This window comes from Peptostreptococcus anaerobius VPI 4330 = DSM 2949 (genome assembly GCF_000381525.1).
Lineage (GTDB): Bacteria > Bacillota > Clostridia > Peptostreptococcales > Peptostreptococcaceae > Peptostreptococcus > Peptostreptococcus anaerobius.
Window position 1 is genome coordinate 1 of the sequence record NZ_KB906647.1, and the last position, 14035, is coordinate 14035.

General features: G+C 32.0%; 15 protein-coding genes and 1 rRNA gene. 2 read left to right on the top strand and 14 right to left on the bottom strand.

Features of this window, described 5'->3' with window-relative positions:
* Both F823_RS0109440 and dapB read right to left on the bottom strand, forming a co-directional pair.
* A 16S ribosomal RNA gene (locus tag F823_RS0109440) occupies window positions 1-182 on the bottom strand; the annotation flags it as partial.
* A gap of 537 nt (window positions 183-719) precedes the next feature.
* Window positions 720-1280: a 4-hydroxy-tetrahydrodipicolinate reductase gene (gene dapB / locus F823_RS0109450; RefSeq protein WP_002846314.1), complete on the bottom strand. Its 561-nt coding sequence runs from the start codon at window positions 1278-1280 to the stop codon at window positions 720-722.
* Window positions 1281-1484: 204 nt separating this feature from the next.
* On the opposite strand from dapB, the gene F823_RS0109455 reads away from it, so the two are divergent.
* Window positions 1485-2666, top strand: a complete 1182-nt coding sequence (locus F823_RS0109455; RefSeq protein ID WP_002846312.1) for a pyridoxal phosphate-dependent aminotransferase — start codon at window positions 1485-1487, stop codon at window positions 2664-2666.
* A 6-nt stretch (window positions 2667-2672) separates the two neighbouring features.
* A complete protein-coding gene (locus F823_RS0109460) occupies window positions 2673-3764 on the top strand; it encodes a YkvI family membrane protein (protein WP_002846311.1) in 1092 nt (363 codons plus the stop codon).
* Window positions 3765-4008: 244 nt separating this feature from the next.
* Here the strand turns inward: F823_RS0109460 and F823_RS0109465 are convergent, their stop codons facing one another.
* The 12 genes from F823_RS0109465 to F823_RS0109525 form a co-directional block, all read right to left on the bottom strand.
* The gene (locus F823_RS0109465) at window positions 4009-5319 is read right to left on the bottom strand and encodes a S41 family peptidase (RefSeq protein WP_002843949.1); all 1311 of its coding nucleotides are present in this window, start codon (window positions 5317-5319) and stop codon (window positions 4009-4011) included.
* Between the two features lie 217 nt (window positions 5320-5536).
* Window positions 5537-8041, bottom strand: a complete 2505-nt coding sequence (locus tag F823_RS0109470; protein WP_002843956.1) for an ABC transporter permease — start codon at window positions 8039-8041, stop codon at window positions 5537-5539.
* Window positions 8028-8717 (bottom strand): ABC transporter ATP-binding protein, encoded by a 690-nt coding sequence (locus F823_RS0109475; RefSeq protein ID WP_002846310.1) that lies wholly within the window; start codon window positions 8715-8717, stop codon window positions 8028-8030. The genes F823_RS0109470 and F823_RS0109475 overlap by 14 nt, the downstream gene beginning before the upstream one ends.
* A 113-nt stretch (window positions 8718-8830) precedes the next feature.
* Complete coding sequence (locus tag F823_RS0109480) at window positions 8831-9805, bottom strand: sensor histidine kinase (protein ID WP_002843952.1); 975 nt, start codon at window positions 9803-9805, stop codon at window positions 8831-8833.
* On the bottom strand, window positions 9792-10466 hold the full coding sequence (locus tag F823_RS0109485) for a response regulator transcription factor (protein WP_002843961.1): 675 nt from the start codon (window positions 10464-10466) through the stop codon (window positions 9792-9794). Before F823_RS0109485 ends, F823_RS0109480 begins: the two co-directional genes overlap by 14 nt.
* Window positions 10467-10489: 23 nt before the next feature.
* The gene (locus F823_RS0109490; RefSeq protein ID WP_002843958.1) at window positions 10490-10696 is read right to left on the bottom strand and encodes a helix-turn-helix domain-containing protein; all 207 of its coding nucleotides are present in this window, start codon (window positions 10694-10696) and stop codon (window positions 10490-10492) included.
* 177 nt (window positions 10697-10873) lie between these two features.
* On the bottom strand, window positions 10874-11149 hold the full coding sequence (locus F823_RS0109495; protein WP_002843954.1) for a transposase: 276 nt from the start codon (window positions 11147-11149) through the stop codon (window positions 10874-10876).
* Window positions 11150-11280: 131 nt separating this feature from the next.
* Window positions 11281-11499 carry a hypothetical protein gene (locus F823_RS0109500; RefSeq protein ID WP_002846308.1) on the bottom strand — a complete coding sequence of 73 codons (219 nt, stop codon included), beginning with the start codon at window positions 11497-11499 and terminating at the stop codon, window positions 11281-11283.
* A 364-nt stretch (window positions 11500-11863) separates the two neighbouring features.
* A complete protein-coding gene (locus tag F823_RS0109505) occupies window positions 11864-12289 on the bottom strand; it encodes a DUF3021 domain-containing protein (protein WP_002846307.1) in 426 nt (141 codons plus the stop codon).
* Between the two features lie 9 nt (window positions 12290-12298).
* Entirely contained in the window at window positions 12299-12739 is a 441-nt protein-coding gene (locus tag F823_RS0109510; RefSeq protein WP_019595691.1) for a LytTR family DNA-binding domain-containing protein, read from the bottom strand.
* Window positions 12740-12988: 249 nt separating this feature from the next.
* Complete coding sequence (locus F823_RS11220) at window positions 12989-13153, bottom strand: hypothetical protein (RefSeq protein ID WP_002843957.1); 165 nt, start codon at window positions 13151-13153, stop codon at window positions 12989-12991.
* 288 nt (window positions 13154-13441) lie between these two features.
* Window positions 13442-14035 (bottom strand): IS30 family transposase (locus F823_RS0109525; RefSeq protein ID WP_019595693.1); only part of this gene is annotated, 594 nt, incomplete at its 5' end.

Sequence of the window (14035 nt, forward strand, 5' to 3'; positions counted from 1 at the left end):
ATCATGTATTAGTAAACTTTTCAGTATGTTATCCATGTGTATAGGGCAGGTTACCCACGCGTTACTCACCCGTCCGCCGCTCATCTTTCATTAATGCAAGCATCAAATCAGACGCGCTCGACTTGCATGTGTTAGGCACGCCGCCAGCGTTCATCCTGAGCCAGGATCAAACTCTCATAAAAAAATTTGTTCTCGCTCAGACTATTGTTATCTCTAAAATATCTGGCTTGGTTTGTTTGTGGTTTAAATCAAGTAAGTTTCCTTACATGGTTTAAACGATTAATCAATTGTCACTATGTGACTTTTGAATTAACCTGCTGTTCAATTTTCAAAGTTCATATCCAATAGCTTATTTATAAGCTATGTGTCGCATCCAATGACCGTTCTATTATATCAAGCCAACGTTTTTTTGTCAATACTTTATTTTAAGTTTTTCCAACTCATTTTCAAAGTCTATAACAAGTTCGATTGACTCGTGATCCCTCTTATCAGTCGCTCCTAAGCTTCTGTATCTCAAGGACAAGTAATACTATACCACCTTATATAATAAGTGTCAATAACTTTTACGAAATATTTTTTTGTGAATTTTTATACTGCCGACATTATGAACGCAAGTCAAAATAAGGTTCGTAATTTTCTCGATATATATGATTTGAGACCCTATATACAATCAGAACATTCGTATTTCATCTGTCAGCATTAGAGTCTCAAGTATCTTATTATTTATTTGCAAGTACATCCTTCATATCATATAAACCATTTTTCTTTGTTCTTAAATAGTATAGGGCTTTTAGGGCTCCATTTGCAAATGACCTATCAGACTCTGCATGGTGGCTGATTGTTATAACCTCATCCTCTCCTGCAAATATGACATCATGGTCGCTTATTATAGTTCCTCCCCTTACTGAGTGGAAGCCTACTTCGTCAACTTGTCTCTTAGAATCGGGACCAGTTCTTCCAAAATTTGAGAACAAGTTTTCGTTTGCTGATTTCATACTGTCAAAAATCATCTTTGAGGTTCCACTAGGTGCATCTTCTTTTCTATTATGGTGCTTTTCTATTATCTCTATGTCAAATCCCTTTAGTAGTTTACAAGCTTCCCTTACTATATCTAATAGTACATTTACTCCAAAACCTGTATTATGGGATAGGAGAATAGGAATCTCTTCTGATGCAGAACGTGATACACCAAAAGCTATACTAGAATTTTTATCCCTGTTTACTGCCTCCATATTGGCCCTTCCAAGCTTACCATAAAAACCGATTATACCTACTTTCATCTTAAAAAACCTCCATAGAAATAAAATTGTTTTTCAAGTAGATTATAACATATAATCCATATACAAATCACTCTCCATGTATTAAAATGTATGTATAGACTTTCAGATATATCCCTATAGTATCGACCATATAAAAATACATATCTGATACGAATAGAAAAACACATAAAAATCATACAAAAACATATTTAAGGAGGACGTCTTATGCTATCAAAGAGACTAAGTAAAATAACTCCTTCTGTAACTGTGGGTATCAACTCAAAGGTTAAGGAGCTAAAATCAAATGGAGTTGAGGTAATCAACCTTAGTATAGGTGAACCAGACTTTAACGTACCTGAAAAGGCAAAGGAATACGGAAAAAAATCTTTAGACGATAATATAACTAAATACAACCTAGTACCGGGAATCTTGGAACTAAGAGAGGAAATATGCAAGAAACTTAAGGATGAAAATAATATAGAATACAGCCCGGACCAAATAGTCCTATCAAGCGGTGCCAAGAATTCTATAACTAACCTACTGCTTGCAGTCACAGATCCAGGTGATGAAGTCCTTCTTCCACTACCATATTGGGTGAGTTACTCAGAAATGGTAAAGATAGTCAATGCAGTTCCAGTAGAAGTTCCTACTAAAAAGGAAAACAGCTTTAAGGCTACTAAGGAAGATTTACTAGCGTCAATCACAGACAAGACTAAGCTTATAATCATAACTAATCCATCTAATCCAACTGGTGCAGTATACACAAGAGATGAGTTATTGGAAATAGCTGAAGTATGTCTTGAAAAGGGCATCTACATTATGGCGGATGAAATATACGAAAAGATAAAGTATGACGACACTTTCGTATCAGTAGCATCACTTAGCCCAGAGATTAAAGATATAACAATAACAGTAAATGGCTTTGCAAAGAGTGCAGCCCTAACAGGCACAAGACTAGGATATACAGCATCAAACTCAGAAATAGCAAAGGCTATGACATCTATCCAGGGTCACATCATATCTCACCCTTGCCTAGTAGCCCAGTATATAGGACTTGGGGCCCTAAAGGAATGCCAGTCAGATATGGACCATATGGTTGCAACTTACAAGCATAGATGTGAATTGATAACTGATAGACTAGACAAGATAGACCACATAGGATATGTAAAACCATCAGGAGCCTTCTATATATTTATAGACCTGTCTGAAGTTAAGGCAAGATACAAATATGAAGATTCATTCTCTATCAAGTTTTGCGAAGACTTCCTAGAAAATGAAAGGGTAGCCGTAGTACCTGGTAAAGCATTTGGTATAGACGAATACATCAGAATCTCCTATGCCTGCCACGAGGATGATTTCTTAGAAGGTTTAGATAGACTAGAAAAGTTTATCAAGCCACTATTCTAATATAGTATGAACACACCTCATACAAACAATGACAATTTAAGTTTTAGTGATATAAATAAGATTGCAGGTGGCTTTGTAGCCTGGATAATAGGTGCAGGCTTCGCTACTGGCAGGGAAATACTAAATTTCTTTGCCAGTTTTGGCTACTTGGCCTATGGTGCAATCATTATAACACTAGTTGGATTTATATTTTCGGTAAAGGTAGTAATGGAAGCCGGATACGAACATAGAGACAATCCAGACTTTAGGCAATACGACTACTTCTGCGGTAAAAAAATAGGCAAGATCTACTATATAGTAGTTCCTGTATTCCTATTTCTTCTAATGGCAATATTGATATCGGCAACTGGTTCAACTATTCAAGAAAACTACGGAATAAACAGGTACATAGGATCTATAATAGTTGCTATAATAATATTTATGTCATACATATCTGGATTTGAGAGATTTATACAGGTAATCTCTAAAGTGACCCCTATACTGATTGTTTTTTTCATACTTGTAGGTCTGATAGTCATACAAAAGGACTATTCAAATTTTTCATTAATAGGCGACCTACAATCAATCTTAAAGCAGTATAAGGCTGGTCCAGTATGGTACTTCAGTGGATTCTTATACTTTTCCTTGGCAGTATCTGCCGGTGGTACCTACATATCAAGACTAGGAGCATCTGCAAGGAGTTTAAAACAAATAAAATACGGTTCTCTACTCGGATCTATAGAGGTCTGCCTTGCAATAGCTATCATATCGACAGCTATACTTCTCAATATTGAACACATATCAAAGGTAGATGTTCCAACCCTTTACCTTGCTCAGAGGATAGGCCCCTTGGTGGCAAATGCCTTTACAATAGTCTTGTTGCTAGGTATATTCTCTGCATCAGCTGCAACAATGTGGAGTCTTTGCAAATTTATGTATGCTGATAATCCTAGAAAGAACAAGCTAGCAGCTCTTTTAGTTGCCATACTAGCCACACTTGTTGGAGTATTTCCCTTTGCCAAGCTAGTCGCCATCATCCTTCCGATAATGGCCTATATAGGTATGTTCTACGTGGTATGCGTGGTCTATAAGGGTTTAAAATTGAAATTCAAAAATTAATAAAAAATTGATATAGTGAAAAAAGACCTGATTTTTATTGATCAGGTCTTTTTATATTATCTATCTTATACTATATATCATTCAACCTTCCATCCCTTATAGATATAACCCTGTCCGCATCTCTATATCTATAAAATCAGTTCTCTATATCCGCACACAAGTAAGGAGCAGTAAACAATTACTCCGTACTAGGTTTGTGTACATACGACAACTATTTACTACTCCTCTATCAATTTCACAAATTTTATATCTTACCCTCTCTTTTTAGTATCTCTTTTATGCAAGGTTGATTTATTAATGGTCCGCTAGTATCTGGACTACAAACAATATCAGGCCTTGTCTGCTCTAGTTCATTTATAAGGCCACTTTCTGTTGTTCCTAGACTATAGGAATACCTCATTACATAGCCCGTCTTAGGTAGGTGTACCTGCATTGGGTCAAATCCTATGCCATCTCCCCCTGTTTTCTCTCCAACTAGAGTGGCAAGACCACTCTCCTTAGTAAAGGATGCCATGCCCTCTGCAGAACTATAAACCCCCTTGTCAACTAGCAAGTATATATTACCCTTGAATCTTATTGAATTTTTATTTGGTTTAATATATTCTAAATCATGATTATAAAAATTAAAGTCCTTTAAAATATCCTTTGTTTGAGCTGGAAATCCAAAAGACTTAATAGTTACCTCGTTGAGCTTTTCAAATCCCATCATGTCTACGATTTTTGGGTTTCTATCAGACCTTATAAACAAATAATTTTTAACACTATATGGTTTATCTATTATGATAGGGTATAAAAAATCTGTGTAATAAGAGCTATTACCTCCAGCATTTCCCCTTATATCAATTACCAACGCCTTGTAATTCTTAATCTTTTCTAGATATGGAAGAATTACCTTCTCGTCTTTTTCGATTCCAGGTCCATTTTGCATCACATTGACTTTTATGTAGGCTAGATCTTTCTTTATGTCGCCAACTTGAACATTACTTTTACCCTCATTTCCTGACAGATCATCCATATAGTCATCAGAATCATGCTTTTTAAATGCTTCTTTTACCGTATCATTATTAATATTGTATCTGGCTCTTGCTGTCGGATACTCATACTCACTTGCTAATTCACCAATCAAATCGGACCCCCAGCTATTCATCTTATATATCATATAGTATGAAAGACCTTCTTTTTCATTGATTAAATGTGTGTGTCCATTATGTAAATCCTCTAAAATATCATTCATTTTCTTATAAAAATCTGAATCACTCGTAGATTTTGAAATTTCAGCCCTGTATTTATCCCTATTAGCTAGCCAGTCTACTCCACTTAGCTTTTTGTTTACTTCAAAATATGGGTATGTTTCTTTTAAAACATCATATGCATAGTCAAAATCTGATATATAATCTTCTTTTGTAATTATAGGACTCCCAACTTTTGGCATATCCGAAAATTTAATATGGTAGCTAACAAACCTACCTATCCAAGAAATATTTAAACTAATAACTACGACTACCACAAATACAGCTAACAAAATATTAATTTTACGTTCGTTTCTGCTCTTCATATTTTCAAAAACCTCATTTCCAAATATTTTTATGATTTAGATTATATAAAACTATGCTTGTGCATAAAATCAAAAGTCACATAAAACCAATTCAAGCTTGTTGAATTGGTTTTACAACTATATACTCCATTAATATTATTATACTTATTTTAACACAGGATTCGCAATGAATCATTTTTTTTATTCAGTTGTACAAATTGATTATACAATCAACCTTTTAAATTTCTTTTATAGCATTACTTAGATCATCATTCAGTATCATCTTAATGCTACTTCTAATTGCCAATAGGACACCTAATACTATCACTCCAAATATTAATAAAATTGGTACATAATTTAGATTTAATAGTATCTCCTTTGATACGAAAACAAGCTCATACTGACTTCTATAAGAACGCACAAATACAGCTAATATGAATACAGCAATATAGAATATAGCTACATCCCTAAACAATATTTTAGACTCTCCATAAATCATTTTTTTAATCTGCTTATTTGTCATTCCTGCCGTAGAAAGCAGCTGAAATTCTCTTTTTCTTGCCCTTAAATTACCATGGAAACTATTATATGCATTTGATAGAGCAAGTATTATGAGTATGATTTGTATTCCGAAATTCAACATATGTTCATTTCTAACTTGTTCTTCATCAGAAGCTTGATTTAAAATAGCATTTGTTGTTGAATGGTCACTTTTAGGAATATACGAAGATATAATTCGCTCACAATTATCAGATACTTTATCTAATTTTTCCTTAGCTTTAACTTTAATGTTATAGTACCTTGTTGGATCAGCCTTGTCTTGTCCATGTTCTTCAATAAATTTTTCGAGATTCTCCATTGTAGTAAATACATATATACCTTTTTGATTCTGTGCATCTAAATCAAAAGGAAAATCTTTTATATAACCATCAATATGAATCGGCATCTTTTTTCCATCTGCATTATAGCGAAGTACAAGGTCTTTATTATCACTATTTGTCAGACTAATATATTTTCTAAATGAATATGGTGTATTATTTTTGTCAGGCGTTTTATTCAATAGAATATAGGTTGTCTCTTCACTTAACTTATTTGTACGAATCACATTATCAAAATCCTGCCTATAAAGACCTATAATGTTCACATACATATCCTCTATACTTTTATTACCTGATTCAACAGCATTTTTTAATTCATCCGAATTAAATCCTTTATTATCACTCAAATAAAATTTAAAGCTCTTGTCCTCATAAACATGCATCTCATCAATTCCATCTAACTGATACAATTCACTGAGCATTTGCTTGTTTATCTGTACATCTGTAAATATCTGCGATTGAAAATTGTATTGTTCTTTATGTTTTCCGTAAGTTTCATCGACAGTTCTATATGATTGAGAGACTAATACCAATGTCATAACCATCGCTGATAGTAACATCGCCAAAATAATTGTTTTATAGGTTGAACTGTAAGCTTTAAAATAATCTTTTGCCAAAGTCTTCTCAACCTTGCCGTGTATTTTAGATTTTCCATACTTTATTTTCCCGCCAGTAATTCCTGTCAATCCCTCAATTACATTAAGTTTAGCACTCTTTCTCGCTGGCACAATTGCAGATAAATATACTGTTATAAATGATAAAACTAAAATAAGAAACATTGTTGGAAAAGAAACAGAAACTAAGTGAAATTCTGTAGCCCTCATTTTTTCACCAAATATATCAGACATATTTTTATAAGTAATAGAATTATTTAACCACATTAGATAAAATAGCAGATTTGCGGTTAAATATGACACTACAGTACCTGCTAAAATCGGCACTACACCAATTTTAACCGCCTTTTGCCTTATCATCTTTTTAACTTGTTTTTCTGTCATTCCAACACTTTTAAGTAAAGCTAATTCTTTTATATCCCTATTATTCCATACATTAAAAGCACCATAGATCATAACAGCGAATAGGAAAACTAGCACTATGCAGGCTCCATAAGATTCAACCCACTCTGCCATTACAGATTTAGGTGGAATTATGCCAGACGGATAGATCATTTTATACTCTAAAATAGGCTTGTTGAAATATAATCTTCCTGTATCTATAGATTTTTTATAATCAATCTTAAAATCATCAAAGAGCTTCTTGGTAAGGGTATACGTATCTCTTGGATTCTTATACCAGATATAGGCTTCTATACCATCTGCATTTTTTAGTATATTTCCTTTGCTTTCATCAGTTAACAATCCAATTAAAGCACTTTCTTCAAAACTACTTTCATAGTCACAATATTCACCTACAAGTGTGTATTCTTTATCCTTTACTTTGAGTGTAGAACCTATCTTATAATCTTTATTTTTTTGAAAAAAACGAGTTGGGGCAATCAATTCACCAGCAGTATTTATATTACTACCACGAACAATATCATATCCTTTTAAGCACTTGAAATAATTCCCTTTTTCTATAATCGTAGCGTTTAAATCTGTTGAAATCATTTTGTCAAATGAAACTTTTTCTATATCTTTATTAGCAAATATTTTACCTATCATATTTGTATTCACATCTGTAAAAGAAACATGGTATTCTCCTACAGAAGAAACTATTTCATGATATTGTCCTGATTTAACGCTTCCAATAATAAAGATAATAGTACCAAGTAAAACAACTGCTAAAAAAATGGATAATCTGGTTGCAAGTGTATCTTTTTTGTTAGTCGTTATCTGAGAATAAGAGAGTTCATTAATGATTTTCATAGCCTATACCCTCCATCTGATTTAACTTTCCATCAACCATTCTATAAACCTTATCACATGAATTAGCTACTTTTTCGTCATGGGTAATAATCATAATAGTTGACTCAAATCGCTTATTTACAAGCCTAAATAAAGAAGTTATTTCTTCTGAATTTTTTCTATCTAAGTTACCTGTAGGTTCATCGGCTAAAATAATCGCAGGTCTTGTAATAAGGCTTCTTGCAATAGCCACTCTTTGTTGCTCACCACCTGATAATTGCTTAGGAAATCGGTCAAGTTTTTCTTCTATTCCTAATGTTGTTATAATCTCATCAAAATATTTTTTATCTTCCCTTTTATTATCAAGAAGCAAAGGTAATAATATATTTTTTCTAACACTGATATTAGGAATCAAGTTAAAAAACTGGTAAATCACTCCTATATTTCTCCTACGAAAAACAGTAAGTTCTTCTTTACCCAATTTGGTTATATTCTTATCTTGAATATAAACCTCTCCACTTGTAGGTTTATCTACACCGGCTAATAAATGTAGTAATGTTGATTTTCCTGAACCGCTATCGCCAATAATCGCTACTAAATCTCCTTTTTGAAGCTCAAAATTTACATCCGAAAGAGCATTTACTTTTACTCCTGAATCATATGTTTTAGTTAAATTAATCGTTTTTACAATACTCATAGCATCAATCCTCCTTTGTTTATAAATAAAATACCAACACAAAGTGACTGGAAAGTGACTGAATGAAAGAAACAAAAAAAGACAAGCTACATAAGGGCAACTCGTCTTCTCTACTACCTATAAAACCTAAGTTCAAAACTATTAGATATTCTTCCTCTTGTATAGATAAGTTCACCATTTTGTTTTTCAATAATCGTTTTCGCCATAGGTAAACCAATTCCATATCCTTTAGAATCTTTATTTTCTTTATAGAATCTTCGATATATTTTTTTCAGATTATCTTTAGATATTCCTTTACTAAAATCTTCCACAATGATACTTTGATAAATATTGGTTTCTTTTAAATATATCTTTATTCCTTTAGATTCAGAAGCTTCTATTCCGTTCTTTACGATGTTATAAATTGCTTCATATGTCCATTTTCTATCACAAATCAATTTATAGTCATCACCTACAACAGGAATCTTAATATCTCTATTTGCAAAAAGTATTTCCATTTCTGTAACAACTTCATCAATTAAATTTTTTACACTAATACTTTCTTTTTTCATCTTAATCGTGCCTGAATCTAAGGCTGCTAACTTTAAAAGAATATCAGTTAGCTGATGTAATCTATTACTACTTGTTCTTATACGATTGATATAGTCTTTTTTATTCTCTTCATCTTCCTCCATCAAATCAAGCATAAGTAAAATCCCGGTCAAAGGAGTTTTTAATTGATGAGCAATATCCTCAGTATATTCTCTTAATATTTGTTCTGATTTCACAGCCTTATCAGTTATAACTTTTTTCTCACCAATCACTTTTATGATTTCGTCTCTAAGTCCTCCAAATTCATCGTCTGTCACTTCATAATTTCCCATATTTGTATCTAATGAGTGTAGTAATAAAAAAATATCGTCTATCCTTTTCTTTATCCTTTTTTCCCTATGTTTATAATCCAAGACAAGTAATCCAAATAGGATTGCGTTTGCAATAACAAAAAAAATAAAAGTGATTATATCGAATCTCGGACTAAGATAAACAATTAATAATGACAAAAATAGATTTAGGAAGATTATACAAAGAAACCTTTTATTTTCTTTCATTGTCACTGTCCTCCCACATATAACCTAATCCCCTTACAGTTTTTATATACTTACCGTAGTCTTTTAACTTATTCCTAAGCCTTTTAATCGTTACTGTTAGTGTATTATCATTTACTTCATACAGATCATATCCCCATACAGAATCAATTATTTTTTCTCTGATGATATTTATATTTTTGTTTTCTAAAAGAAGTTCAAGAACTGCAAACTCTTGTCTATTAAGTTCTAAATTTTCATTATTTAACTTCGCTGTCATCGAGGTTAAATTCAAACTCAATTCATGAAATACTATTTCGTTATTATTCGTATCTTTTCTTCTAAAAAGATTATCTATCCTTGCCTTTAAAATCGGCAAAGAAAAAGGTTTCGTAATATATTCGTCTGCTCCGTTTTCAAAACCTTTTAAAACATATTCATCTGCATTTTTTACAGTGAGCATGATCACCGGTATACTTGAAAACTCTCTTAACCATTTTAGATATTCAAAACCTGATCCATCAGGAAGATTCACATCAAGTATTATTAAGTCAAAGTTTTTTAAGTCTATTTCTTCAGCAGCTGCTAAACTATCTAAAATAGACACTTCCATATCATATCGTTTCAAGAAAGTAGAAACAGCAAAAGATATTGTACTGTCATCTTCTATCATTGCTATTTTCATAAATGTTCTCCTTATAATAACTACTATTCAATATCATCAAAACTAAATACATCATTAGGCGTACACTCTAAAGCCTTACATATTCTTTCTAAGTTTTTAAGTGTTATAGGCTTATTTTTTCCCATTTGTGCCATAACATTAGTTGTAAGTCCTGCCATAGCTATTACATCTGTTTTCTTTAACCCTTTTTTTGCTAACTGTATCCATAGTGGTTTATAGTTAAGTGCCATAATATCCCTCTTTTTCTCTTTATTAAATTTATTTAATTATAGCATAAATATTGATTCGATTCAATCTTACATTGATTTAATGATTTGTTTTAGAGAATTTGTTGTGTTATTCCATCCTTATTTTAAGTATAAAAAAGGGTTCTTTGTCAACTATCGTTGATGAATAAAATCCGAAATTTATGCGACAGCATCTTGGATACATATAGTATCCTTGATGTTGTCTTTTTTCTTTATGTGAATCTTTTTCCTTAATAGTACTCTTAATCTCATATTCTGAAAGCTTCTAAAGCCGAATACGGTCTTCTTCATCGATTTAATTAGATTGTTGTTCCCTTCTACAACAGCGTTCGTATAACCTGTTTCTAGAAAATTTACGATAGCATCCTTGTAACCATATAGCGTGTTAATGGCAGTCTCAAACTCTGGTGGAATAGAATCCTGATTTAAATTCATCTATTCCAAGTACCTCTGGTAGACATTGTTTATTTACCTTGAAAACATTGGACCTTAGAACTCTCTGAACTGTTGCAGTTGACACGCTGTAGGTAGATGCTATGTGTTTTAAGGATACATTTTCAGCGAGCTCAATGTTTATGCATGATTTGATTTCCGTTTTTGACAATCATATAGTCCTTATTTTCTCCATTACAATGGTCACAAGAGTCAGGTATATATGTCAATTTGCCCTTAATGACCGTATGTTCAATTCCTCTAATAGTCTTATTTTTGAAGAAATCTTGATCAAATTCTATGTTTCTATCGTAAATTTCAATTATTTTTGCTATAATACTCGTAGATGACATGTCAATTCTCCTTTGTTATTTGGTTTTTGTCGACTTTATTATACAACGGAATTGACATGTTTTTCAATTTATTGACATATTTTCCATATAAAGAACAATAGCGCTGACAGTAACATCAATCCTCTTAGTCTTACGACTTTGAAAGCATTTTTGTTACCATCAACGCTATATATTATAGAATTTTTTTATTTCTAATCGTTCTTGGTTTAAATATTATAATTTGTATAATCCTCATCGATTTAGTATGATCTCCAAAAATAACATATGTATAAGTTTTCTTTCATTTAAAATTTCAACTAGGATCTATAAGTCAAAAGAATTTTAAAAACAAAACGGTCCCAGATTTGGGACCATTTTTGTGTTTCTATAATTTATTGTTAATTTTTTTTATCATATTTTTCTCATAAAGATAAAAGATGTAAGATATTAGTAAATAAATGCCAACAAAGTAAATGGTGGAAATTACAATAGAGAAATCATAATTAAACCACCTTAGATAAAGGCCTGCAAAGATAAAATAGATAAGCATTGCACAAAAGTGGATGCTTTGATTTAAATAAGTTGCCCTATTTTTATTTTTGAAAATTTCTCCCATTAGGACAGATACTAAACCAAAGCCACCGTAAACTAGGCATTGGATAATTTTTGCATAACCTAGTCCATGACTTGCTACAAATTCAGATACTCCAACTATATTTTCTTTAATTATCATAGATAAAACTGCCTCGATTAAGGCGCCTATTCCTACACCTGCTAAAAATCCAACTAACAAATCTTTAATTTTTTTCATAAGTCCTCCTTATAGGCCTAAGGCCTTCCTAAAATCTTTTAAATTTCTCCTAGATACATAAGCAACATCACCGTTGTTAAGTTCAACTGCGATTGTTCCTGTAAAAGACAAGTCAAGCTTTTTTACAAAGTCAAGATTTACAATATCAGAACGAGATATCCTGATAAACTTCCTTTTATCAAGTCTCTGATCTAATTCATAAAGAGTAAGTCTTGATGAAAAAGTTCCCTTCTCTGTCTTTACAAAAACACTTTTATCTTGGGCGAATATTCTAATAATTTCTTCATAGGAAAGTATAAAAACTTCCTTATCACGAAAGGCAACAAGCTTGTCTACTAATCTATCTGCTAGCAAATCTTTTATGGTTTCAACTTCCTTAGAATACTCCCTGGCATATATTTTAACCCTTGTTTCTTCAATGGTTTCATCAATTATGATATCAATTTTCATACCTACCTCCACCTCCTGATTATATTATAGAACCTATACTAATATTCTGCATCCCATTTCTGACAAAAGGTCATAATTTGAAGATAAGAGGTCCCTTATAACCATGCTATTTTCAAATTCAATATTTAATCGTTTTTATATCTTTTGATTCTTATCTTATTTGCCCTAGTTTTTGCATGTAAAACTTCTTGCTTGTATAAAAAACGGATAACATTTCTGCTATCCCTTTCAAAGTTTCATTAATATAATCTAATACTTTATTTTTCTTTTTCCTTCATCATAAAATGGTATTTTACCTAATGAATCCTGAACAATTCTATATGTTTTTTTTGGCTTAAATTCTAATTCTTGAATCTCTATTTCCTGCTTATTGCCTTTTCTATCCATTATTTCCAAAAAATAAACTCTTTCCATTTCATCACCACCATAATCTCTATAAGGATTTTGGTATGCCCCATAAATATATTCTATCTCTCTGGCTGAAATCTCATATACAGAATTTTTACCAGAATTTTTCTCATAATATCTAAAAAGTATATTTCGTAAATTGCAATATCAATTTGTACACTTTTTTGCCACTCTTGCAAAAATATCGGTACTTGTCCTAAAATATATGTCAAGACTAGGCCTTGCCTATTCATTTTAGTCTTGACTAGTATTTTAGGACTAGTAAACTGATATTTGAAAGAGGGCTTCCATACCTTAAGCCACACCACTCGTAGAGTATATTTTATCCATCTCTTCATCAAAGATTCCTTCAGGGGTTCTGTATCCTAGATTTTTTCTAGGCTTAGCATTTATAATATCAACAAAATACATAATCTCATCCTCACTAAAGTCATTAATGCTTCTACCTTTTGGAATGAATTGTCTCAATATCCCATTGTGTATTTCATTACTGCCTCTTTCAAATGAAGAGTATGGATGACAAAAGTACACAGCTACGAGTGACTCAAAGTCACTTAGCCCTGAAAATTCTGAACCATTGTCGCTTGTTATGCTTTTAAATACTTCAGCAACTTTTGTTTTGCTTTCCATTATATAATCTAAAAGTGCGTCATTTACTGGTTTTGATGATTTAGAATCTATTTTGATAACCTTATAGTATCTAGATTTTCTCTCTATTATCGTTAGTAAAACATCTTGGTCCGATGTTTTCTTGCCTATCACAGTGTCTATTTCCCAATGGCCAAATTCTTTTCTGTGCTCTATATGTTTTGGTCTTTGAGATATTGATTTTCCAAGCTTTCTCTTGTTTATGCGAATTCTTGTAGACTTTTGTAATCTTTTAAGCCT